This window comes from Rhizobium sp. 01T437 (assembly GCF_056398505.1).
Genome location: NZ_JBFTPM010000006.1, coordinates 123,653 through 146,216, shown reverse-complemented (window position 1 = coordinate 146,216; position 22,564 = coordinate 123,653). Strand labels below are relative to the sequence as shown.

General features: G+C 60.0%; 19 protein-coding genes, 1 tRNA gene and 1 riboswitch. Of the genes, 13 read left to right on the top strand and 7 right to left on the bottom strand.

What is annotated here, in order from left to right; all coding sequences use genetic code 11:
* Window positions 1–15: 15 nt before the first annotated feature.
* Window positions 16–1,578 carry a DHA2 family efflux MFS transporter permease subunit gene (locus AC1DM5_RS13745; protein ID WP_439014013.1) on the top strand — a complete coding sequence of 521 codons (1,563 nt, stop codon included), beginning with the start codon at window positions 16–18 and terminating at the stop codon, window positions 1,576–1,578.
* 516 nt (window positions 1,579–2,094) lie between these two features.
* On the opposite strand, the gene AC1DM5_RS13740 is transcribed toward AC1DM5_RS13745, so the two are convergent.
* Together AC1DM5_RS13740 and AC1DM5_RS13735 are read right to left on the bottom strand one after the other, a co-directional pair.
* A tRNA-Thr gene (locus tag AC1DM5_RS13740) sits at window positions 2,095–2,170 on the bottom strand.
* 125 nt (window positions 2,171–2,295) lie between these two features.
* Window positions 2,296–3,255, bottom strand: coding sequence for an NAD(P)H-dependent flavin oxidoreductase (locus AC1DM5_RS13735; protein ID WP_477819007.1), 960 nt, complete (start codon window positions 3,253–3,255; stop codon window positions 2,296–2,298).
* Between the two features lie 280 nt (window positions 3,256–3,535).
* Here AC1DM5_RS13735 and AC1DM5_RS13730 point away from each other — a divergent pair, with 280 nt between their 5' ends.
* Window positions 3,536–4,762, top strand: a complete 1,227-nt coding sequence (locus AC1DM5_RS13730; protein ID WP_477819006.1) for a hypothetical protein — start codon at window positions 3,536–3,538, stop codon at window positions 4,760–4,762.
* A 126-nt stretch (window positions 4,763–4,888) separates the two neighbouring features.
* Here the strand turns inward: AC1DM5_RS13730 and ppk2 are convergent, their stop codons facing one another.
* Window positions 4,889–5,770, bottom strand: a complete 882-nt coding sequence (gene ppk2, locus AC1DM5_RS13725; protein ID WP_477819005.1) for a polyphosphate kinase 2 — start codon at window positions 5,768–5,770, stop codon at window positions 4,889–4,891.
* 245 nt (window positions 5,771–6,015) lie between these two features.
* Between ppk2 and phoR the strand changes: the two genes are divergently transcribed.
* The 7 genes from phoR (at window position 6,016) to phoB (ending at window position 13,842) form a co-directional block, all read left to right on the top strand.
* Window positions 6,016–7,239: a phosphate regulon sensor histidine kinase PhoR gene (gene phoR / locus AC1DM5_RS13720; RefSeq protein WP_477819162.1), complete on the top strand. Its 1,224-nt coding sequence runs from the start codon at window positions 6,016–6,018 to the stop codon at window positions 7,237–7,239.
* A 198-nt stretch (window positions 7,240–7,437) separates the two neighbouring features.
* Window positions 7,438–8,472: a substrate-binding domain-containing protein gene (locus AC1DM5_RS13715; RefSeq protein ID WP_477819004.1), complete on the top strand. Its 1,035-nt coding sequence runs from the start codon at window positions 7,438–7,440 to the stop codon at window positions 8,470–8,472.
* Window positions 8,473–8,639: 167 nt separating this feature from the next.
* Complete coding sequence (gene pstC, locus AC1DM5_RS13710) at window positions 8,640–10,121, top strand: phosphate ABC transporter permease subunit PstC (protein ID WP_477819003.1); 1,482 nt, start codon at window positions 8,640–8,642, stop codon at window positions 10,119–10,121.
* A complete protein-coding gene (pstA, locus tag AC1DM5_RS13705; RefSeq protein WP_477819002.1) occupies window positions 10,118–11,440 on the top strand; it encodes a phosphate ABC transporter permease PstA in 1,323 nt (440 codons plus the stop codon). The genes pstC and pstA overlap by 4 nt, the downstream gene beginning before the upstream one ends.
* 14 nt (window positions 11,441–11,454) lie before the next feature.
* Window positions 11,455–12,270 carry a phosphate ABC transporter ATP-binding protein PstB gene (gene pstB, locus AC1DM5_RS13700; protein WP_037101137.1) on the top strand — a complete coding sequence of 272 codons (816 nt, stop codon included), beginning with the start codon at window positions 11,455–11,457 and terminating at the stop codon, window positions 12,268–12,270.
* A gap of 44 nt (window positions 12,271–12,314) precedes the next feature.
* Complete coding sequence (gene phoU, locus AC1DM5_RS13695) at window positions 12,315–13,028, top strand: phosphate signaling complex protein PhoU (protein ID WP_007821274.1); 714 nt, start codon at window positions 12,315–12,317, stop codon at window positions 13,026–13,028.
* Window positions 13,029–13,158: 130 nt separating this feature from the next.
* Window positions 13,159–13,842: a phosphate regulon transcriptional regulator PhoB gene (gene phoB / locus AC1DM5_RS13690; protein ID WP_003570612.1), complete on the top strand. Its 684-nt coding sequence runs from the start codon at window positions 13,159–13,161 to the stop codon at window positions 13,840–13,842.
* A gap of 127 nt (window positions 13,843–13,969) precedes the next feature.
* Here the strand turns inward: phoB and AC1DM5_RS13685 are convergent, their stop codons facing one another.
* Together AC1DM5_RS13685 and AC1DM5_RS13680 are read right to left on the bottom strand one after the other, a co-directional pair.
* Entirely contained in the window at window positions 13,970–14,758 is a 789-nt protein-coding gene (locus AC1DM5_RS13685; RefSeq protein ID WP_477819001.1) for a pyrroline-5-carboxylate reductase, read from the bottom strand.
* Between the two features lie 302 nt (window positions 14,759–15,060).
* Window positions 15,061–15,591, bottom strand: coding sequence for a GcrA family cell cycle regulator (locus AC1DM5_RS13680; RefSeq protein WP_113322922.1), 531 nt, complete (start codon window positions 15,589–15,591; stop codon window positions 15,061–15,063).
* A 424-nt stretch (window positions 15,592–16,015) separates the two neighbouring features.
* On the opposite strand from AC1DM5_RS13680, the gene AC1DM5_RS13675 reads away from it, so the two are divergent.
* From AC1DM5_RS13675 to AC1DM5_RS13665, 3 genes are all read left to right on the top strand, one after another.
* Window positions 16,016–17,215, top strand: coding sequence for an acetylornithine transaminase (locus AC1DM5_RS13675; RefSeq protein WP_477819000.1), 1,200 nt, complete (start codon window positions 16,016–16,018; stop codon window positions 17,213–17,215).
* Window positions 17,216–17,260: 45 nt separating this feature from the next.
* Entirely contained in the window at window positions 17,261–18,178 is a 918-nt protein-coding gene (gene argF, locus AC1DM5_RS13670) for an ornithine carbamoyltransferase (RefSeq protein ID WP_477818999.1), read from the top strand.
* A 91-nt stretch (window positions 18,179–18,269) separates the two neighbouring features.
* Window positions 18,270–19,262: an Hsp33 family molecular chaperone gene (locus tag AC1DM5_RS13665; protein ID WP_477975121.1), complete on the top strand. Its 993-nt coding sequence runs from the start codon at window positions 18,270–18,272 to the stop codon at window positions 19,260–19,262.
* Window positions 19,263–19,364: 102 nt separating this feature from the next.
* On the opposite strand, the gene apaG is transcribed toward AC1DM5_RS13665, so the two are convergent.
* A complete protein-coding gene (gene apaG, locus AC1DM5_RS13660) occupies window positions 19,365–19,757 on the bottom strand; it encodes a Co2+/Mg2+ efflux protein ApaG (protein WP_037101151.1) in 393 nt (130 codons plus the stop codon).
* Between the two features lie 286 nt (window positions 19,758–20,043).
* Window positions 20,044–21,228, bottom strand: a complete 1,185-nt coding sequence (locus AC1DM5_RS13655; RefSeq protein WP_477818997.1) for an O-succinylhomoserine sulfhydrylase — start codon at window positions 21,226–21,228, stop codon at window positions 20,044–20,046.
* A 46-nt stretch (window positions 21,229–21,274) separates the two neighbouring features.
* Window positions 21,275–21,353: riboswitch (SAM riboswitch) on the bottom strand.
* A gap of 73 nt (window positions 21,354–21,426) precedes the next feature.
* Between AC1DM5_RS13655 and AC1DM5_RS13650 the strand changes: the two genes are divergently transcribed.
* Window positions 21,427–22,521: a 2'-deoxycytidine 5'-triphosphate deaminase gene (locus AC1DM5_RS13650; protein WP_477975116.1), complete on the top strand. Its 1,095-nt coding sequence runs from the start codon at window positions 21,427–21,429 to the stop codon at window positions 22,519–22,521.
* The last annotated feature ends 43 nt before the right edge of the window (window positions 22,522–22,564 follow it).

Here is a 22,564-nt window from a genome sequence, read left to right as displayed (position 1 = left end):
GGGAGGTCTACGGCGATGGCGGGCATGGAGACATCTGGAGTTGAGCGCGAGGCGGGCGCCAGCATGCGCACTTGGATCGCGGTTGGCGGCTGTATGGTGGGGGCGCTGATTGCCGTCCTCGACATTCAGATCACCAACTCCTCGCTTCCACAGATCGAAGGCGGAATCGGTACCGGTTCCGACAACGGCACCTGGATCTCGACCGCCTATCTGATCGGCGAAATCATCATGATCCCGCTGACGGACTATCTCAGCCGCGTCTTCACCTTCCGCCGCGCATTGCTCGGCAATCTCGGCCTGTTTCTGTTGTTTTCCGTCTGCTGCGCCTTTGCCACGAACCTATCGGAAATGATCATGTTCCGTGGATTGCAGGGCCTCACGGGCGGGGTGATGATTCCGATGGCCTTCACTCGCGTGTTGACGACGATCCCGCTGCGCCAGCAGCCGACGGGGTTAGCGGCTTTCGCGCTGACTGCGACCTTCGGACCAGCAATCGGGCCGACCATCGGCGGCTACCTGACCGAAAACTACGGATGGCAGTATATCTTCTTCATCAACCTTGTCCCCGGGGCGTTGATGTTTGGCTTGCTCTATCCGACGCTGGAACGATCCAAGATGAACCTCGCATTGCTGCGCGACGGCGACTGGCTCGGCATCGCATTCATGGCGGTTGGCTTGGCATCGCTGCAAACAGTGCTCGATGAAGGCAACAAGGACGACTGGTTCGGGTCACCCTACATAGTGCACTTGGCCATCCTCGCAGCCATTGCACTGACGATTTTCATCATCATCGAGTTGGTCGTCGAGAAACCTGCTGTCCAACTACGTCTGCTCGCCCGCCGAAATTTTGGATTGGGTACCCTCGCCAATATCATTGTTGGCTTCGCCCTCTATGGCTCGGTGTACGTGCTGCCTGCGTACCTGAACGGAGTTCAAGGCTACAATGCCGAACAAACGGGCTTGGTGCTGGCCTGGGCCGGCCTGCCGCAGCTTCTGATCATCCCCTTCGTGCCTTTGCTGCAAAAGCACTTCGATCGGCGTGCCATCGTCTCCGTCGGTCTGGCTATCTTCGCAGCAAGCTGCTTTCTGAACACGCATCTGAGCTTCGACGACGGTGGTCCCCAGTTCATGATTACCAACATTGTGCGTGCAATTGGTCAGGCCGTGGTGATCGCACCGTTGATCGGTATCGCAACTATTGGAATCCCCAGAGAGCAATCAGGAGCGGCATCCGGGCTGTTCAACATGATGCGAAGCCTCGGTGGCGCAGTGGGAACGGCCACACTGGCAACGATCATCACCAAACGTGAACAATTCCATTCCAACATCATCGGCCAGTCGGTCACGCCCTATGGAAACAACGTCGGGCAGTTTCTGACGGACATGCAGCAGTATTTTATGGCGCATGGCGCCGGTGATATAGGTCATGCACATCATGAGGCCGAGATCTTGCTCGGCACGCTCGTCCAGCAACAATCCTTCGTCATGGCGTTTTCCGACACATTCTATATACTCGGAGTGCTCCTGTCGCTCGCAGTCGTCGTGGTCCTTTTGACACGAGGGCCTTCGCCGACTTAGGCTGGTTCGGCGGGGTGCCCAGGCGCTATATGGCCTGCACTCGTTGTACAACGCGGCGTTAGAACACCTTTGGCCAATGTAAACGAACGTTTGACCATCGTCGTCCGGATTGGGGCCAACAAGAAAGTACACTCCCGCCTTTTTGACTTCGGGCCATGATAGAAGACCTGCGAGCTTAGAGCGCGGTACACTTAGGACGTGACGTGTCCAGTTTATGATCTCAGCGGTCGGGATGCCCTGGGGTCCCTCCACAAGGTGGAGCCGAACCGACTTTCCTTGCGCTCATAATTTTCCCTGAAACATTCCTAGAATCACGATTCCAATACAACTAACGCGATTTCGTAGAGTCAATGACAATCGAACGCTGACATTTTACGCGCCGAGTTCGTATTGACAGACCCGAGTGGTTACGACGTTCTGGCAGGCAATTGCGCTACATGCGTGGCGACTTGAGCGCGTCGTCGGCGGGTAATATCTGAAGACGTCGAGAATTTATACTTACAATCAAGAGGCTAATGGTGCCGCTTAGGTGACTCGAACACCTGACCCCATCATTACGAATGATGTGCTCTACCGACTGAGCTAAAGCGGCAATCCGGCGGGCGAAGCATGCGGCCCGCGATTTGCATGGGGCTGATACAGCCATTGTCCGAAGATTTCAAGCACCCTCTTATGCCCTCGGGCAAAAAAGCTGAAGCCTGTGGAAAGGCCCGCACTTCAGAGCGCCAGCCGGGTGCGGGCGGCTCGATATTCCGCTTCCAGCCGGTCGACCAGCTTCGCGACCGGCTCCACCGCCTTGATCGCGCCGATGCCCTGGCCGCTGCCCCAGATGTCCTTCCAGGCCTTTGCGCCGTCCGTCGCCTGTTCGAAATCCATCTTCGAGGGATCGGCGTCAGGCAGATCGTCCGGGTCGAGGCCTGCTGCCCGAATGGAGGGCTTCAGGTAGTTGCCGTGCACGCCGGTGAAATAGTTCGAGTAGACGATATCGGCGGCGGCACCCTCGACGATCGCCTGTTTGTAGGCATCGGAGGCGCGCGCCTCCTCGGTCGCGATGAAGGGGGTGCCGATATAGGCCATGTCAGCGCCCATCGCCTGTGCTGCCAGAATGGCGCCGCCGGTCGCAATCGAGCCGGCAAGCAGAAGCGGGCCGTCGAACCAACTGCGGATCTCCTGCACCAGTGCGAAGGGAGAAAGCGTGCCCGCATGTCCGCCCGCACCTGCCGCAACCGCGATCAGTCCGTCCGCACCCTTGCGGATTGCCGAATTGGCATGGCGGTTGTTGATCACGTCATGCAGCACGATGCCACCATAGGAATGGACCGCTGCATTCACTTCCGGCACGGCGCCAAGCGAGGAAATGACAACAGGCACCTTGTATTTCACGCAGAGCATCAGATCGTGCTCCAGCCGCTTGTTCGACATATGGACGATCTGGTTGACCGCAAAGGGTGCGGCCGGCCGTTCCGGATGCCTGGCATTATAATGTGCAAGATCTTCGGTGATCATGGCCAGCCACTCGTCGAGCTGGCTTTCCGGCCGCGCGTTCAAGGCCGGAAACGCGCCGATCACGCCGGCCTTGCATTGCGCCAGTGTCAGCGCCGGATGGGAGACGATGAAAAGCGGCGAGCCGATGACCGGCAGTCTCAGATTATCCCTAAGGATCGGGGGCAGGGCCATGCTTTCACCGCTTTTTGACGTTTACGAAAACGTCAATTGATTAGCAGAGCCAGCGCCTGAGGAAAAGAGTGTGGTCTTCTTCTTGCTGCCTTTTCCGTAATCCTGTCCATTTTCACTATATCTAATGGAGAATTCGGAACGCCCGGCGGCTGCTTTTCCCCCGCCGATGCGTTCCGGAAGGGCTGCAAGGCTTGCGGTTTGCCGCACTTGCCGCTACCGAATTTTGACAGGCATTCAATCTTTTGGTGTTGATGCCGGCACGAAACGTGAAGGGCCTGATGTGAGCGGACTAGAAACGGCTATCAGAACTGCGCTCGATAATTCCGACCGCGACAGTGCGGAAGTTCGTGCACGCATCTATCAGTCCGCGCGTCAGGCGCTGGAAGCCGGCCTGCGCAAGCAGGATATCACCGATGCCGATGTGGTGGCCCATCACCGCCACCGCCTCGAAACGACGATCCACACCATCGAGAGCGAAGAGCGTGCCCGCCTTCACCCGCGGCAGGGACCTCCGGAAGTTCCGGTTCCGCCCGTTGTGGAGATCCCTGAGCCCGCCCATCACGTGGAAGAGCCCGCCTATCGTCCGGAAGAGCCCGTCTATCGCGGGGGCGAGGATGACAGCCTGGCCGTTACAGGTGAAACACGCGGCTACAACGCCACTTCCCGGCGCACGGACGATGCAAGCCTGGATGACGTCCACGCCAGCAGCGCCGATCAGCTGGGGGCGGCACCTGATGGAGAGATGCGCGGAGAGACGCGCGCGACGCCGGAGAAGCGCAGCGGCATGGATTTCCGCCCTGAGCGGGCCGCTGTTCGCCGCAAGCCGCGCAAATTCTTCTCGCGCCTGCTTGTCTGGTGCGTGCTGCTCGCCTTCATCGGCACAGGTGGCTGGTGGGTCTATAGTTCCGGCCTGCTGATGACGGCGGCTGAGCGCGACACCAGCGTCGCCAATCCGCCCGCCAGCACGCAGCCGGAAGATTTCGATGGCGAGGACGGCGCCGGTGACGCGTCTTCGCATGTCGACCAGCCGGTCACGATCGATCCGCAGAACGGTTTCTCGGCAGACTGGATCGAGGTCTTCAAGCCCTCGGATGCCGACAAGATCGAGAGCGGCCCGCGTGCCCGCATCGAAAATGTCACTGAAACCGAAGGCCCGGCCCTCCGCCTGACCTCTCAGAGCGGCAATACGGATGGCAATGTCTCCATCACCATTCCGGCCAATGTCCTGCAGCAGCTCGCCGGCAAGTCCTCGACCATCGCGCTGACCCTGCAGTCCACCACGGACGAGCCTACACAAATCACCGTCGAGTGCGATTTCCAGTCGCTCGGCAATTGCGCCCGCCATCGTTTCAACGTCACGCGTGAAAAATCGGACGCGCTGCTGCAGGTGCGCTTCGACCGCTCCCTGGCGCCGAATTCTCCGGGCCGGCTGATGATCAACAGCGATGTCGACGGCAAGGCCCGTGGCATCAATCTCTTTGCTGTGCGCATCCTGCCGGGCCAGTAAGCGACCCGGTTTGCCAGAGCGCCGTGCGTCCATTCGGACGCACAAAGGACGCTCTGCCTCTTTTAATCTACACATCAGGCTTTCCGAAAATCGATTTCGATTTTCGGGCCGATGCCGTAGGGACGTTTATTTCAGGAAGCCGGGACCCGAGCCGATGATCTTATCATCAAGCGCGCCGATCGCGTCCTTGTCCTTGCCGTCATAGTCGATGGTTTTCAGCATGTGGCGGATGAGGTTGAGCCTCGCCCGGTGTTTGTCATTGGCGTGGATCACGGTCCAGGGCGCAAACTCCGTGTGGGTTTCCTTCAGCATGCGATCGCGCTTCTCGCTGTAGTCGCCCCATTTGCTCAATGCGGCTATATCCATCGAGGAGAGCTTCCAGACGGCGAGCGGATCGTGCCGCCGGTCATGGAACCGCTTGATCTGCATTTCCCGGCCGATATCCAGATAGAACTTGAAGAAGAATATGCCTTCGTGGGCGATGACCTTTTCCACCTGCGGCGCCTGATTGAGAAAGTCCTCATATTGTTTCGGCGTGCAGAAGCCCATGACCGGCTCCACGCCGGCGCGATTGTACCAGGAGCGGTCGAAGAGCACGAATTCGCCCGATGTCGGAAACTGTGCGATATAGCGCTGGAAGTACCATTGACCCTGTTCCCGCTCCGTAGGCTTGGCGAGCGCCACCACGCGGGCAAGACGCGGGTTCATGTGAGCCGAGGATGCCTGGATCGCGCCGCCCTTGCCGGCCGCGTCGCGCCCTTCGAAGAGCGCCATCACCCGCTTGCCCGTCGCCTGCAGCCAGAACTGCACTTTTACGAGCTCGGCCTGCAGCTTCCTGAGCTCTTCGAGATATTCGTCGTCCTTCAGCTTCTTCTTGTAGGGGTAGCCGCCGGATTCCAGCGCATGCTCATCCACCCAGTCGGGCAGCACGGGATCATCGATATCGAAGACGCGTCTCTTGCCCCTGATCTCCAGCTCCACAACTCTGCTTTCGACATCCTCGGCCATCGTCTTCTCCTGCGCTCAATGATTTCGTTTTTCAGCAGGCGAGCATATTTATCATTGAAAATCAAATCCGCTGCGTAAGCAAAGCGCAATTCGGTGTCACGCGCTGCGGCTTTTCGCGCAAGTTTCTCAAATGGAAAACTTCTGTCATGAAACGCGGCTATCAGGCAGAGTTTGAATACAAAGAAAAACGAATCGACGCCGTGAGGGGCAGCTTGGAAGACGAAATGCCGTGGACAAAAAGCCTGTTGGCGCGCATCCGGCGCGAACGCCCGGTTTTGCTGGCGACGCTGCTGAGCGCGTTGGTGGCGCTTGCCGCGGGCATGAACAAATGGATCGTGCTCGCCCTGCTGCTTGTGATGATCTTCACCTCGCTCTTCAACGAGGCGCCGGTGATCAGACCTGATGTCGTCGAGCCGGTCGAACCAGAGCCTGAAGTGCCTCTGAGCCGCCTGCCGGAGGTCTCCGCCACGCTGGCCGGCCTCGATATCCCGGTCATGGTGCTCTCGGAAGATGCCTCGGTGCTGTTTCAGAACCGCGCGGCTGAAAAGGCCTTCGGCGAGGTGGCGCTCGGCTCCCATATATCGGCGAGGCTGCGTTCGCCTGGTGTCTTGGACATGGTGCGCGAAACCATCGCCACCAACGCCCCGAACCAGATCGAGCATTCCGAGCGGCTGCCTTCCGAGCGCGTGTATATCGTTCGCAGCGCTCCTGTCGAATTCAAGGATGATGACGGCCGCAATGAGCGCTATTACATCCTCTCCTTCCGTGATATTTCCGAAATACGCCGCATCGATCGCATGCGCTCGGATTTCGTCGCCAATGCCAGCCATGAGCTGCGCACGCCGCTTGCCTCGCTGCGCGGCTTCATCGAGACGATCCAGGGCCCGGCCAAAAACGATCCGAAGGCGCAGGCGCGTTTCCTCGGCATCATGTTCGACCAGACGACGCGCATGAGCAGGCTCGTCGACGATCTCCTGTCTCTGTCCAGGCTTGAGCTCAAGTCGCATATCGCCCCCGATGAGAAGGTGGATCTCGTGCCGCTTCTCGGCCACGTCAGGGATTCGCTCGTGCCGCTTGCGAAGGATGTCGGCGTCTCGATCAACCTGCACCTGCCGGAAGGCAAGGTCGAAGTGCTGGGAGACCGCGACGAGCTCGTCCAAGTCTTCGAGAACCTGATGGAAAACGCCTGCAAATACGGCCAGGAAGGCGAAGTCGTCGATGTCTGGCTGAAGAACGGGTCGGGCCAGCCGGTGGAGGTCAGCGTCGTCGACAAGGGGCCGGGCATTCCGGCCGAACATGTGCCGCGCTTGACGGAGCGCTTCTACCGCGTCAGCATCGAAGACAGCCGTTCCAAGAAGGGCACGGGGCTCGGGCTTGCCATCGTCAAGCATATTCTGACGCGCCATCGTGCACGGCTGATCGTTAAATCAGAGGTGGGCAAGGGAACGGAGTTTACCGTGCGTTTCTGACGCAATATGTCGCACACAATTTTTAAGCGCCATATTTTTATATTTAAAATCAAGAATTTATCTTGTCATAAATGTTTCATCGATTTGACATAAAAGGACGGGGCTTAAGGCGCTAAGAGAGTCCTGCCGATGAAAAAAGGCAATGCGAGGGCCTCTTTGAGGCCGCACTCACACAAGCCCAAATGCCGGGAGATTCAAATGAACACCTTTAAACTTACTGTTGCCGCGCTCGCTGCAACCGCCGCTTTCGCTGGCGTTGCAGTTGCTCGCGACCAGATTCAGGTTGCTGGTTCGTCCACCGTCCTGCCGTACGCAAAGATCGTCGCCGAGTCCTTCGGTGAAACCTTCTCCAAGTTCAAGACGCCGGTCGTCGAATCCGGCGGCACGGGCGCTGGTCTCAAGGAATTCTGCAAGGGCGTCGGTGAAGACACGATCGACGTTGCCAACGCTTCGCGTCCGATCAACAAGAATGAAGCGGAAGCCTGCAAGGCTGCCGGCGTAACGGACATCCAGGAAGTCAAGATCGGTTATGACGGTATCGTCTTCGCAACCGACTCGTCCAACCCGGATGTTGCCTACGTTCCGGCCGACATCTACAAGGCCCTCGCTGCCCAGGTTGTTGTTGACGGCAAGCTCGTCGCCAACCCCTACAAGAAGTGGTCTGAAGTCAACCCGAAGCTTCCGGCTGTTGATATCGCTGCTTACATCCCGGGCGAAAAGCACGGTACCCGCGAAGTCTTCGAACAGAACGTTCTCGCTGCCGGCTGCAAGGCTTCCGGCGCTCAGGAAGTCATCGCCAAGGAAATCGCCGACAAGGCTGCCCAGGGCAAGGCTTGCGTCGCAGTTCGCAAGGACGGCGCTGCTGTCGACATCGACGGCGACTATCCGGAAACGCTGGCACGCATCGCTGCCAACAAGACCGGCGTTGGCGTATTCGGTCTCTCCTTCTACGAAAACAACGCTGACAAGCTCAAGGTTGCCAGCGTGAACGGCATCGTTCCGTCGACGGAAACCATCGCTAACGGCACCTACCCGGTTTCCCGTCCGCTGTTCTTCTACGTCAAGAAGGCGCATCTCGGCGCCGTTCCGGGCCTGAAGGAATATGTCAACTTCTTCGTATCCGACCAGATGATCGGCCCTGACGGCCCGCTCGCTGAATACGGCCTCGTTGCTGCTCCGGATGCAGAGCGTGATGCGATCCGTAAGGCCGTAGAAGCCGGCAAGACCATGTAATGACTTTGCCGGCGCGACACTTGGGGGTGTCGCGCCGGCATCACCTTATCCGCCCGGCTCCATTTGGGCGCCGGGCGGATGAACTTCTTCTCCATGATATTGAAGCCAATGGCACGCTCCTGGAGCTGCCGGGCTCTTTGGGGGCTGTGGGCCTGGGGACGTAACGAATGAGCACATCCATCATACTCTTGTGCCTGGTAGTGATCGGCGCCGTTGCCTATGTGGCTGCGCGCAGCCGCGCGATGGCGCTTTCCGGAGGCAGGTCTTCTGCCCTGCATTCGCGGCCGGTCTATTACGGCTCTTATGCCGCGATCTGGGCTGTTCTGCCTTCCCTGATTGTTCTGTTCGTCTGGCTTGCTGTCAGCCCGGGCATCGTCTCTTCCTCCGTTCGCGGCGGTTTTCCCGATGATGTGAAGGCGCAACCGGCCGTCCAGCAGGATCTCGCCTACAGCATGGTCGCCACGGTTGCCCGCGGCATGAACATGCTGACTTCGGATGAGGTCTCTTCTCTCTCCGGCAATCCTGCTGGCCTGCAGGCAAAGCTCAGCGAGAAGGGCGTACCGCTCGCCGGCGAGCCGCAGCCCTATATGATCGCTGCCGCAAAGACCCTGAACTCGGAGAGCATGACGAGCCGCGTCATCATGACGGCGATCGTGCTGCTCATATCTGTCGCAGGTGCTTTCTATGCGCTGCGCTCCGTTGCTCCGCGCTTCCGCGCCCGCAACCGTGTCGAGCGCGTTATGCTCTGGGCGCTGCTCGTTGCATCCTCCATCGCCATTCTGACGACGATCGGCATCGTGCTCTCGATGCTGTCTGAAGCGGGCCGCTTCTTCGCGGTCGTTCCCTTCTTCGACTTCTTCTTCGGAACGGTCTGGGATCCGCGTTTTGCCGGTGCGGGCAGCTCCTCCTTCGGCCAGTTCGGGCTCATCCCACTTCTGCTCGGCACGCTCTATATCGGCCTGGTCGCCATGCTGGTCGCCGTGCCGGTCGGCCTCTTTGCCGCCATCTACATGGCCGAGTATGCTTCTTCGAAGGTGCGCTCGATCGCCAAGCCGCTTCTCGAAGTGCTCGCCGGCATTCCGACGATCGTCTATGGCTTCTTTGCGCTCGTCACCGTYGGGCCGTTCCTGCGTGATTTCTCGGCGCAGATCAGCGGTCTTCTGAGCGGCAGCTATACGAACTTCATCCAGGCACAGAGCGTCATCACCGCAGGCATCGTCATGGGCATCATGCTGATCCCCTACGTTTCCTCGCTGTCGGACGATATCATCACCGCAGTTCCGCGGGCACTGCGTGACGGCTCGCTCGGTCTCGGCGCCACACGCTCCGAAACCATCAAGAAGGTGGTCTTGCCCGCAGCTCTTCCCGGTATCGTCGGCGCGCTGCTGATGACTGCTTCGCGCGCCATTGGCGAAACCATGATCGTGGTTCTGGCGGCCGGTGTCGCCGCCCGCATCCAGATCAATCCCTTCGAGCCGATGACGACAGTGACCGTCAAGATCGTCAACCAGCTGACCGGCGACCTTGAATTCACATCGCCGCAGACGCTGGTTGCCTTCGCACTTGGCATCACGCTGTTCTGCATCACGCTTTGCCTCAACATCTACGCGCTCTATATCGTGCGCAAATACCGGGAGCAGTACGAATGACGAATATTGTTTCCCCCGTCGCCGGCGTCACCGTTTCCAAGGCGCCCGCGCGTCGCGATATCGGCATCAAGCGTCGCTACGCTGCCGAGCGCCGGTTCCAGGCTTATGGCATCGCAGCCATAGCATTCGGCCTCGTCTTCCTCTTCATTCTGCTGTGGACCGTCATCAGCAACGGCTATACCGCCTTCCTGCAGACGTCGATCACCCTGCCGATCGAATTCACCGAGAAGACGATTGACCCGGACAACAAGCGTGCGACCGACCCTTCGGTGCTGGTCTCCGCCAACTATCCGGTTCTGCTGCGCGACGCGATCGTCAAGCAGCTCAACATCAATGCGTCGAGCCGTCCGGACGTACGCGACGCATCCGCCATGCTGTCCAAGGGTGCGCCCATTCAGCTGCGCGACATGGTCGTTGCCGACCCGTCGATCATCGGCAAGACCGTCAATGTCACGGTGCTTGCGGATGCCAATATCGACAGCGCCAACAAAGGCCAGATCGATCTCTCGGTCGATGAGAAGAACCGCAAGGTCAACGACAAGCAGGTTGCCTGGATGAATGAGCTGAAGGCGAGCGGCGCTCTCCACAAGCAGTTCAACACCGGCCTCTTCGTCAACGGCAATTCCAGCCGTCCGGAAGCCGCAGGTCTCGGCGTCGCCCTTATCGGCTCGCTCTATCTGATGCTGATCGTTCTCGTCCTTGCGCTGCCGATCGGCGTTGCCGCCTCGATCTATCTCGAGGAATTCGCGCCGAAGAACAAGCTGACGGACCTGATCGAGGTCAATATCAACAACCTCGCCGCCGTTCCGTCGATCGTCTACGGTCTGCTCGGCCTGTCGGTCTTCATCAACTTCGCCGGCCTGCCGCGTTCGGCACCGCTGGTCGGTGGTCTGGTGCTGACCCTGATGACACTGCCGACGATCATCATCGCGACGCGTGCGGCTCTGCGCGCCGTGCCGCCGTCGATCCGCGCGGCTGCCCTCGGCCTCGGCGCCTCGAAGATGCAGATGGTGTTTCACCACGTGCTGCCGCTTGCAATGCCCGGCATCCTGACCGGCACGATCATCGGCCTTGCCCATGCACTCGGCGAAACTGCGCCGCTGCTGCTGATCGGCATGGTCGCCTTCGTCGCCCAGGCGCCGAGCAGTCCACTCGATCCCTCCACGGCACTTCCGGTTCAGGTCTACATGTGGGCCAACGAAGCCGAGCGCGCATTCGTGGAAAGAACCTCGGGTGCCATTATCGTCCTGCTCCTGTTCCTGATCGTCATGAACATGGGAGCTATCCTCTTGCGTCGTCGCTTTGAGCGCCGCTGGTAAACGGAGTAGAGATCATGAACATGTTGACGGAAGCCGCAGTTGAGAAGGCGCTGGACCAGAAAATGAGCAACGTCCCGTATAAGATGATCGGACAGGATGTCTCCGTTTATTACGGCGAGAAGCGCGCGCTTTTCGATGTCAATCTGAACGTCCGCGAAAACACCGTGACCGCCCTGATCGGCCCGTCGGGCTGCGGCAAGTCCACCTTCCTGCGGTCGCTGAACCGCATGAACGACACGATCGACGGTTGCCGGGTCACCGGCAAGATCACGCTCGACAGCGATGATATCTACGATCCTGACATCGACGTCGTCGAACTCCGCGCCCGTGTCGGCATGGTGTTCCAGAAGCCGAATCCGTTCCCGAAGACGATTTATGAAAACGTTTCTTACGGCCCGCGCATCCATGGCCTTGCCAAGTCCAAGGCCGACCTGGACCAGATCGTTGAGACGAGCCTGCAGCGCGCCGGCCTCTGGAATGAGGTGAAGGATCGCGTGCATGAATCCGGCACCGGCCTTTCCGGCGGTCAGCAGCAGCGTCTGTGCATCGCACGCGCCGTTGCCGTCAGCCCGGAAGTCATCCTGATGGACGAGCCCTGCTCGGCGCTCGACCCGATCGCGACTGCCAAGGTCGAAGAGCTGATCCACGAGCTGCGTGAAAACTACACCATCGTCATCGTGACGCATTCCATGCAGCAGGCCGCGCGCGTATCACAGCGTACGGCCATGTTCCACCTCGGCAACCTGGTCGAGGAAAACGATACCGACAAGATGTTCACCAATCCGGACGATCCGCGCACCCAGGATTATATCATGGGCCGGTTCGGCTGATTTTGGCGATGTGAAGCCTTCCCGATTTTCGAGGACAAAGCCCCATGGCATCGACACATATTTTTTCCGCTTACGATGACGATCTGAAATTCCTGTCCCGGCGCATTTCCGAGATGGGTGGTCTTGCCGAACAGATGGTCGGCGAGGCCGTCCGTGCGCTTGTCAACGGTGACACTGCGCTCGCCCAGAAGGTCATTTCCGATGACGTGATCCTTGATCACGCGGAACGCGAAATCAACGACAAGGCGATCGTCACGATTGCTCGTCGCCAGCCGATGGCCTCCGACCTTCGCGAGATCATGGGTTCGATCCGCATCGCCGCCGACCTCGAGCGCGTCGGCGACCTTGGCAAGAACACCGCAAAGCGCGTCATCGCCGTCCAGAGCACCGGCGTTCCGCGCAAGCTCGCCCGCGGTCTCGAGCATCTCTCCGAACTGGCGCTCGTCCAGCTCAAGGAAGTGCTCGATGTCTATACGACGCGTTCCGCTGATAAGGCCAAGTCCATCCGCGAGCGCGACGATGAGATCGACGCGATGTACACCTCGCTGTTCCGCGAACTCCTCACCTACATGATGGAAGATCCGCGCAACATCACGAGCTGCACGCATCTTCTCTTCTGCGCCAAGAACATCGAGCGTATCGGCGACCATGCGACCAACATCGCAGAAACGATCTACTACATGGCAACCGGCGCCCAGCCGGAGGGCGAGCGTCCGAAGGACGATAGCTCCAATACCGTTGGTGCGGTGACGGAGTAATCCTGAACTGCCGATTGCATGCGCGCCCCGCGCGGGGGCGCGCAAAGGTGCAGCCAATTCCGAGTTCCTGCATGGTCCCTTGCTTAAATCACCCCCGGTTTAAGGATCATGCATTAGGAGACTGACACGCATGATCCCAAGAGTTGCAGTTGTTGAAGATGAAGAGGCGCTGAGCGTGCTTCTCCGCTACAACCTCGAGGCTGAAGGTTTCGAGGTGGATACGATCCTCCGTGGCGACGAGGCCGAAATCCGGCTTCAGGAGCGCACCCCGGACCTGCTCATCCTTGACTGGATGCTGCCGGGCGTTTCCGGTATCGAGCTCTGCCGCCGGCTGCGCATGCGGCCGGAAACCGAGCGTCTGCCGATCATCATGCTGACGGCCCGCGGCGAAGAAAGCGAGCGTGTTCGCGGTCTTTCGACCGGCGCGGACGACTATGTCGTCAAGCCCTTCTCCACGCCGGAACTCGTCGCCCGCGTCAAGGCGATGCTGCGCCGCGCCCGCCCGGAAGTTCTCTCCACCGTTCTGAAGTGTGGTGATATCGAGCTCGATCGCGAAACGCATCGCGTTCATCGCAAGAGCCGCGAAGTCCGCCTCGGCCCGACCGAATTCCGCCTGCTCGAATTCCTGATGTCGTCGCCGGGCAGGGTCTTCTCCCGCTCGCAGCTTCTGGATGGCGTCTGGGGCCACGATATCTACGTGGACGAACGTACTGTCGACGTCCATGTCGGCCGCCTGCGTAAGGCGCTGAACTTCTCCAACATGCAGGATGTCATCCGCACCGTCCGCGGCGCGGGATATTCCATGGAAGCTTAATCCGAGTGATCGGAGGTCCAGACGGGTCGCTCGCTTGCCGGGCGGCCCGTTTGTCTATCTGGCACCCCGAGCTTCTTATGAAAGCCGACACCAGGCGCCGAAAGCGGACCTCGAGAGAACCTGCTTTCTACAGACGAATGCGTGCGAGAACTCGATCAAGAGCCTTTTGCAGAGCCGCAGTGCCGCCGAACTCGCGAAAGTCTTCGAGCACCTGTTCATTCAATCCGCCCTTGGTCGAATGCTCGCCGATGAGTTCATCAAAACTCGCGACAGGTTTTGAACGGGCAGCATGGGCGAGGCCGGAAAACAATTGACGGAGGTAGGCGTCGCCAGCCGTTCCCGAAAGCCCCTGGCTCTGCAGCCAGGTCGACGTCTCGTCCAGGATGCCGAAATAGGTGGCCATCAGGCAGCTCGCCACCGCGAGAAGTTCGAACTCAAGTTTGTTTTCAACCTGGATCGCCGTTCCGAGCGCCGAAAAGAGGGCGTGGGAAACCTCGTCGAGCGGGTAGATCGCGGTCGCGCCCTGAAGATCTGCGACGAACGGAAGTGGAATTGCCAGGCTCAGGCGAACTGGTTGATCGATCCACGCCAGCAGTTGATCCATTGGCGTGGCCGCGACAAAGCTGATGACATGGTGACCCGGCCGAAATCGGAGCGAGCGGATCACCTCCTCGGCAATTTGCGGCCTCACTGCCACAAATACGAGATCGGATCGGTCGAGAACATCCTGGTTGCCCAAAGCGATCGACACATTCCGGTTTGCCGCCGCAAGGCGGGCGGCGACGCTCGCGCTGCGCGGTGACAGCACGATCGGTGTGTCGCGAAACGCTGTCTTGCTCAATCCGGTGACGACGGCCTCGGTAATCGTGCCCGTCCCGACGAACCCCATTGTCATCCGCTTTGGATCGATCTCCATTGGCACCCCTGAGCGACTGTTTGCGCCGTGCTACTCCACGAGAATACCGCATCTGTATCAGAAAATCGCGTTACAGCGCCATGACCACCGTTCCATACCGGTCTAGGGCTGAAACGCATCGGTGGCGTTGGGCCACATAAGTTCGCATCGTCAGGCATGGTGAACGGCAGGCAGAGATCGGCCTCCGGCAGATCGTGGTCAGGAGCCGTTTTCCAGCCCTCCTGTGCCGGCTAAAAAAATACGCCCCTCTGCGCGTCAGCGAAGAGGGGCGGCGGATGCTGCATTTGTTGAGAAGGTGCGGGTCAGGCGACCCGGACAGCCTTGCGGCGTTCGCTGACCGGCTGGTAGGCGAGGCGCTGGTGATAGTTGCAATAGGGCGAGGAATCCGGGGAGTCGCAACCGCAGAAGTAGAAGTCGTCCTTCAGCGGATCGCCGACCGGCCACTTGCAGGTGCGCTCTGTCAGTTCCGTCAGGCCGAGGCGGCGGGAGATCGGCACGACCACGTTTTTGGCCGGCACATATTCCATTTCCTCGACCGTTTCGATCTCGATCTCTTCCTTCAGCATCGTTGCGCCCTGCTGGCGGGTAACGGTGCGGGTGGTGATGCGAGACGCATAGTTCGGGGCGCGCGGAGCCGACGTATTGCGCTTGGGTGCGCGCGCAGCGGTTGCCGTGCCGCCGGCCTTGGCGCGGCCGGGAAGACTGAGCCGGTGAACCTTGCCGATAACAGCGTTTCTACTCACTCCGCCAAGCTGCGCAGCGATCTGGCTGGCGCTCAGCCCCTCTGACCAAAGCTTCTTGAGCTTCTCGACACGCTCGTCTGTCCAGTTCATTGCCCTGTCTCCACCTTTCGCGTTGGTGATGGCAGAATCCCTCACCGTTGCCTCGGAAGTCTCCGAAGCAAGAAACGCCTGATCAATTTTGGTGACTAGTTCCGCCGCATGCAGTCTAGTAATTGAACTTTAACCTAGTGTGAGCCTGACTCTGTGACAAGAGTCGCAGGAATCCGATGAATCCGAATTCGGGGTTTTCCCCAACTTGCTTCCCCGGCGAGTCATTTCTGCAACATTAGCTGTTGATAGACCTGCAAGTCTGATTTGAGGCTTGACGCATGTGCTAAATCCTCAGTTTTGTTGACATTGCAGTGCGAAAAGTAAATAGTGCTCCCTGCCGCCGCAAGGCGGCATTTTTGATTTTTCGGGCCTGGTTTTCTTAGCCGGAGTCCGTTGCCTTAGAGCCTGACCAGGAGATTGCGCCATGGCTGAAGCCTCGCCGCTTTATGATACCTATTCTCGTGCCCCGCTGCGGTTCGAGCGAGGCGAGGGCGTGTGGCTGATCACCGAAACGGGCGAGCGATATCTGGATTTCGGCGCGGGCGTTGCCGTTACCTCCGTGGGGCATAGCAATCCGCACGTTGTGGCCGCTCTCAAGGATCAGGCTGACAAGGTCTGGCATCTCTCCAATATCTATGAGGTGCCGGGACAGGAGAAGCTTGCCAAGCGCCTGACGGATGCCACTTTCGCCGACAAGGTGTTCTTCACCAATTCAGGCGCCGAGGCGCTCGAATGCGCCATCAAGACTGCGCGCCGTTACCAGTTCTCCAAGGGCCATCCCGAGCGCTTCCACATCATCACCTTCGAAGGCGCCTTCCACGGCCGCACGCTCGCGACCATCGCCGCCGGCGGTCAGGAGAAATATCTCGAAGGTTTCGGCCCCAAGGCCCCCGGCTTCGATCAGGTGCCTTTCGGCGATATCGAGGCCGTCCGCGCGGCAATCACCGATAAGACGGCCGGCATCCTCATCGAGCCGGTCCAGGGCGAGGGCGGCATTCGCCCGGCGACCCCGGAATTCATGAGGGCGCTCCGCGAGCTCTGCGACGAGCATGGCCTGCTGCTGATCCTCGACGAGGTGCAGACCGGCGTCGGCCGTACCGGCAAGCTCTTTGCTTATGAATGGTCGGGTGTTTCGCCTGATATCATGGCGGTTGCCAAGGGCATTGGCGGCGGCTTCCCGCTTGGCGCTTGCCTCGCAACGGCAGAAGCTGCCTCCGGTATGAAGGCCGGCACGCATGGCTCCACCTATGGCGGCAACCCGCTGGCCATGGCTGTCGGCAGCGCGGTGCTGGATATCATCCTGGCCGATGGCTTCCTGCAGCATGTGCGCGATATCACCCTCGTCTTCCGTCAGGGCCTCGCCTCGCTCAAGGATCGTTATCCCGATGTCATCGAAGATATCAGAGGCGAAGGCCTGATGCTCGGCATCAAGGCTGCCATCCCTTCGGCAGAACTTCTGAAGGAAATCCGCGCCGCCCATCTTCTGGCGATTCCGGCAGGCGATAATGTCATCCGTCTGCTTCCGCCGCTGGTCGTAACCGCGGAAGAGGCGCGCGAGGGAATTTCCCGTATCGAGCGCGCCGCCGAAAGCATCCGTGCCGCCAAGGTCAAGAAGACCGCTTGATAGGACAATGCCCCGCCCGACGGCGGGCGTAGCAGGTAACGAACAATGGCTTCCCCCAAACATTTCCTCGATCTCTCCGCGGTCACCGCATCCGACCTCAGAACCATCATGGACGATGCCAAGCTGCGAAAGCAGGCATTCAAGGCAGGCAGCGGCGACAAGCCGCTCGCCGGCAAGATGCTGGCCATGATCTTCGAGAAGCCGTCCACCCGAACCCGCGTCTCCTTCGATGTCGGCATGCGCCAGCTCGGCGGCGAGACGCTGTTCCTGTCGGGTACAGAAATGCAGCTCGGCCGCGCCGAGACGATCGGCGACACCGCCAAGGTTCTGTCGCGCTATGTCGACGCGATCATGATCCGCACGACCGACCACAATCGCATGCTGGAGCTTGCCGAGCATGCGACCGTGCCGGTCATCAATGCGCTGACGGACGATACCCATCCCTGCCAGATCATGGCCGATATCATGACCTTCGAAGAGCATCGCGGCCCGATCAAGGGCAAGACGATCGCCTGGACGGGCGACGGCAACAACGTGCTGCATTCGCTCGTCGAAGGCGCTGCCCGTTTCGGCTATCGCATGAACATGGCCGTACCCCTTGGTTCCGAGCCGAAGGATCACTATCTGAACTGGGCCCGCAATGAGGGCGCCGAAGTCATGCTTTACCATGATGCAGACCGTGCGGTCGCCGGCGTCGATTGCGTGGTGACCGATACCTGGGTCTCCATGAATCAGGAACATCGGGCCCGCGGTCACAATGTCTTCCAGCCTTATCAGGTCAACGCGCATTTGATGGCGCAGGCCGGCAAAGACGCATTGTTCATGCACTGCCTCCCCGCTCACCGCGGTGAGGAGGTGACGGATGAGGTGATCGATGGTCCGCAATCCGTGGTCTTCGATGAGGCGGAAAACCGTCTTCATGCGCAGAAGTCGATTCTTGCTTGGTGCCTGGGCGCGATCTGAACCATAATCGGATGTCGCGAGTTCCAAACTCGCGGCTGCGCAAGCAGCCGGTACGCTAGCCGGCTGCTCTGACAAAACAGGAGTGAAAGCCATGGCAGAAGCTGCCGCCGCCCTCGGCGAGTTCGATTTCGCCGGCGATGATCATGTCGTCCCCTTCCAGGTGGAAGGGCTGGATGTGCGCGGTCGCGCCGTCCAGCTCGGCCCAATGCTGGATTCAATCCTCGAACGCCATCATTATCCCACGCCCGTCGCCCGCCTCCTGGCGGAAGTGGTGGTGCTGACCGTGCTGCTCGGCACCTCGCTGAAATTCGACGGCAAGTTCACCGTCCAGACCAAGAGCGACGGCCCCGTCGATCTGCTGGTCGCCGATTTCTCGACGCCGGAGAATGTCCGTGCCTATGCCCGTTTCGATCAGGCGCTGCTCGATCAGGCGATCGCATCGGGCGAGACCGAGCCGGAACAGCTCCTCGGCAAGGGCGTGCTCGCCTTCACCATCGACCAGGGCAAGTTCAGCCAGCCCTATCAGGGCATCGTGGCGCTTGACGGCACCTCGCTGGAAGACATTGCCGGCGTCTATTTCCGCCAGTCGGAGCAGATCCCGACGCGTGTTCGCCTTGCCGCCGCCGAGCTCTTCGACCGCGACGAGAACGGTAAGCCGCGTCACCGCTGGCGGGCAGGGGGCCTCGTCGCCCAGTTCCTGCCGGAAGCGCCGGAGCGTATGCGCCGGCCCGATCTTCACGGCGGTGATGGTGACACGGCTGCGCGCGCCCATGTCGAGGATGATGCCTGGACGGAAGCCCGCTCGCTCGTTGAAACCGTGGATGCCGATGAACTGACCGATCCGCTTGTCGGCACCGAGCGCTTGCTCTTCCGCCTCTTCCACGAGCGCGGCGTGCGCGTCTACGAACCGCGAGCGGTCTTCGATCGTTGCAGCTGTTCGCGGGAAAAGATCGGTGGCGTGCTGAAGGGCTTCAGCGCCGAGGAAATCGAGGCGAGCCAGGAAAACGGCGAGATCTCGGTCACCTGCGAGTTCTGCTCCACGACCTACCGCTTCCCGGTGCACGAAGTTGCAGCGGCGGAGTGACTAAAAGCATGTTGCGCAAAACTGTGCAGCGGTTTTGCGATAACGACATGCGAAAACAAGGTCTAAAGCGTGGTAAGCGAATCTGAAAGATCGCGCCGCGCTTTAGTTAAGCACCCTGAGCAGGCCGGGTGAATCCAGCGAGAAGGCGGGTATGTCGACATTGAACATCTCGCCTTCGTCCGTCTCCATCTGGTAGTGGCCGAACATCAGGCCGGATGGCGTATCAAGCGGGCAACCGGAGGAATATTCATAGGTGTCACCTGGCTGCAGCCGCGGCTGTTCGCCGACGACGCCGGGGCCGCTGACCTCGTCGATCTGCCCGTTCTGGTCGGTAATGTTCCAGTAGCGGTTGACGAGACGCACGGCGATGCCGGAATTGTTGCTGATGACCACACGGTAACCCCAGACGTAACGATCGTCCTCCGGATCGGATTGCTCCTCCAGATAAAACGGCTCGACAACGACTTCGATATCTCGTGTGAGGGCGCGATACATGCCTTACACCTTAGTCAGGATATGTTACCCGTATCTTATAAGAGGCCTCTGCCGTCAAGAAACGGTACAGTGATCGCGGCCTCACCACCCCCGGTTGGACCGCCTTTCGTTCATTAAGCCTAACTCTCAGTGTTAATTTCAAGGCAAATGCCACGACCGCGGTGCTTTCCGCTGCCGTGCCTAGAACGCCGTGCGTCCTTTCGAACGCACAAAGGACGCTCTGCTCTTTGAAACTACGCATCGGCCCGAAAATCGATTCCGATTTTCGGGCCGATGCTGGAGAAGATCAGGCCGAGACCTTGGCGAGCGCGCGGGCGAAATCCTCGATGAGATCGTCCGTGTCTTCGATGCCGGCCGACAGGCGCACGGTGCCAGGCGAAATGCCGAGCTCGGCACGCGCCTCGTCCGTCAGGTTCTTGTGCGTGGTCGTCGCCGGATGGGTGATCAGGCTCTTGGAATCGCCGAGATTGTTGGAAATCTTGACGATCTCCAGCGCGTTCTGCAGCGCGAACGCCGCATCCTTGCCGCCCTTCAGTTCGAAGCAGACCAGCGTCGAGCCGCCGGTCATCTGCTTGGCGATGATATCGGCCTGCGGATGGTCCTTGCGGCCGGGATAGATGACCTTGGCGACCTTGCCCTGATCGGCGAGGAAATCGGCGATCTTTGCGGCATTCTGCGTCTGTTGCTTGACGCGCAGCGGCAGCGTCTCGATGCCCTTCAAGAGCGTCCAGGCATTGAAGGGCGACATGGCGGGGCCAGTATGGCGGAAATAGTCATGCAGGTTCTCGTCGATCCATTCCTTGTCGGAAAGAACCACGCCGCCGAGGCAGCGGCCCTGGCCGTCGATGTGCTTGGTCGCGGAATAGACGACGATATGAGCGCCGAGCTCCAGCGGCTTCTGGAAGAGCGGCGTCGCAAAGACGTTGTCGACGACGACCTTCGCACCGATCTGGTTGGCGAGCTTGGCAACACCAGCAATATCGACCACTTCCAGTGTCGGGTTGGTCGGGCTTTCCAGGAAGAACACCTTGGTCTTCGGCGTAATTGCCTTTTCCCAGTTCTCCAGATAGCGGCCGTCGACCAGCGTGCAGTCGATGCCATATTTCGGCGCCAGCGTCTCGACGACCCAGCGGCAGGAGCCGAAGAGGGCGCGCGCGGCAACGATGTGATCGCCGGCCTTCAGCTGGCAGAGAATGGCGGCGGTGACGGCGGCCATGCCGGAAGCGGTGGCGCGCGCGTCTTCGGCGCCTTCCAGCATGCACATGCGCTTTTCGAACATGTCATTGGTCGGGCTGCCGTAGCGCGCATAGATGAAACCTTCGGTCTCGCCCTTGAAGCGCGCTTCTGCCGCTTCCGACGTATCGTAGACGAAACCCTGCGTGAGATAGATTGCCTCGGATGTCTCACCATATTGCGAGCGGAGCGTTCCGCCGTGGACGAGTTGGGTTGCCGGGCGCCAAGTCTTGCTCATGCCATCACCACTTTCAAACAACAAAAAAACCGGCCGCAAATGCAGACCGGTTTTCAACCCGGTCTTTTTAGCCACTTATTTAACGTGGCTGCAAGCCGACCGGCCAAATCACCACGGGATAAATTTGCAATACTGCCGTTCTAAGCTTGCGTCAATTCCCCGACTTTGGTTTTGTCGGCTGCAAATTATGGATGGAGCATGATGGCTCGCGAAACTGGAATTTTGGCCGACCGCGCAATTGCCGCGCTGTTTGAGACGGGGCGTCTTCAAAGCGAGCGCGAGCTGGACCGCGACCAGATCCAGCCTGCCAGTCTGGATCTGCGGCTGGGCGCCAAGGCTTTCCGTGTGCGCGCCAGCTTCATGCCCGGCCCGTCCCATCTCGTTTCAGACAAGCTCGACCGGCTGAGCCTGCATGTCATCGACCTCAGTGAAGGCGCGGTGCTGGAAACCGGCTGCGTCTACATCGTACCACTGATGGAGCGCCTCGATCTGCCGGCCGACATGTCGGCCTCGGCCAATCCGAAGAGTTCGACCGGCCGCCTCGATATCTTCACGCGCGTCATCACCGATTACGCGCAGGAATTCGACAAGATCCCATCAGGCTATTCCGGCCCGCTTTATCTCGAAATCAGCCCGCGCACGTTCCCCATCGTCGTGCGCCGCGGCTCGCGCCTGTCACAGATCCGCTTCCGCGTCGGCCATTCGGTTCTGGGCGAACCGGAGCTTTTGAAGTTGCACGCAACGGAAACGCTCGTCGCCTCCAAGCTGCCGAACGTATCCGGCGGCGGCATTGCGCTGTCGATCGATCTGACGGGCGACGAAGAAGGCCTGATCGGCTATCGCGGCAAACACCACACGGCCGTCGTCGACGTCGACAAGAAGGCCCAGCACGATATCTACGATTTCTGGGAGCCGCTCTATAGCCGCGGCCGCACTGAACTGATCCTCGACCCGGATGAGTTCTATATCCTCGTCTCGCGTGAGGCCGTGCACGTTCCCCCGCATTATGCGGCGGAAATGACACCTTTCGATCCGCTCGTCGGCGAATTCCGCGTCCACTATGCCGGCTTCTTCGACCCCGGCTTCGGCCATGCGCCGGCCGGCGGGCGCGGCAGCCGCGCCGTGCTGGAAGTGCGCAGCCACGAAGTGCCCTTCATCCTGGAGGACGGCCAGATCGTCGGCCGCCTGATCTACGAACACATGCAGGAACAGCCGTCGAGCCTCTACGGTTCGGGCCTCGGTTCCAACTATCAGGCCCAGGGCCTCAAACTGTCGAAGCATTTTCGCATTTGATGCCCGATGGCGCCGTCACTTGACAGCGGCGGCCATCTGTTGG

Coding starts and splice junctions, on each gene's coding strand:
- AC1DM5_RS13655 (WP_477818997.1), bottom strand. CDS start 21,228: ATGAGCAAGACTTGGCGCCCGGCAACCCAACTCGTCCACGGCGGAACG.
- apaG (WP_037101151.1), bottom strand. CDS start 19,757: ATGTATCGCGCCCTCACACGAGATATCGAAGTCGTTGTCGAGCCGTTT.
- phoU (WP_007821274.1), top strand. CDS start 12,315: ATGGCATCGACACATATTTTTTCCGCTTACGATGACGATCTGAAATTC.
- phoB (WP_003570612.1), top strand. CDS start 13,159: ATGATCCCAAGAGTTGCAGTTGTTGAAGATGAAGAGGCGCTGAGCGTG.
- AC1DM5_RS13715 (WP_477819004.1), top strand. CDS start 7,438: ATGAACACCTTTAAACTTACTGTTGCCGCGCTCGCTGCAACCGCCGCT.
- argF (WP_477818999.1), top strand. CDS start 17,261: ATGGCTTCCCCCAAACATTTCCTCGATCTCTCCGCGGTCACCGCATCC.
- ppk2 (WP_477819005.1), bottom strand. CDS start 5,770: ATGGCCGAGGATGTCGAAAGCAGAGTTGTGGAGCTGGAGATCAGGGGC.
- AC1DM5_RS13685 (WP_477819001.1), bottom strand. CDS start 14,758: ATGGAGATCGATCCAAAGCGGATGACAATGGGGTTCGTCGGGACGGGC.
- pstB (WP_037101137.1), top strand. CDS start 11,455: ATGAACATGTTGACGGAAGCCGCAGTTGAGAAGGCGCTGGACCAGAAA.
- AC1DM5_RS13665 (WP_477975121.1), top strand. CDS start 18,270: ATGGCAGAAGCTGCCGCCGCCCTCGGCGAGTTCGATTTCGCCGGCGAT.
- AC1DM5_RS13735 (WP_477819007.1), bottom strand. CDS start 3,255: ATGGCCCTGCCCCCGATCCTTAGGGATAATCTGAGACTGCCGGTCATC.
- AC1DM5_RS13680 (WP_113322922.1), bottom strand. CDS start 15,591: ATGAACTGGACAGACGAGCGTGTCGAGAAGCTCAAGAAGCTTTGGTCA.
- AC1DM5_RS13675 (WP_477819000.1), top strand. CDS start 16,016: ATGGCTGAAGCCTCGCCGCTTTATGATACCTATTCTCGTGCCCCGCTG.
- AC1DM5_RS13745 (WP_439014013.1), top strand. CDS start 16: ATGGCGGGCATGGAGACATCTGGAGTTGAGCGCGAGGCGGGCGCCAGC.
- AC1DM5_RS13650 (WP_477975116.1), top strand. CDS start 21,427: ATGATGGCTCGCGAAACTGGAATTTTGGCCGACCGCGCAATTGCCGCG.
- pstA (WP_477819002.1), top strand. CDS start 10,118: ATGACGAATATTGTTTCCCCCGTCGCCGGCGTCACCGTTTCCAAGGCG.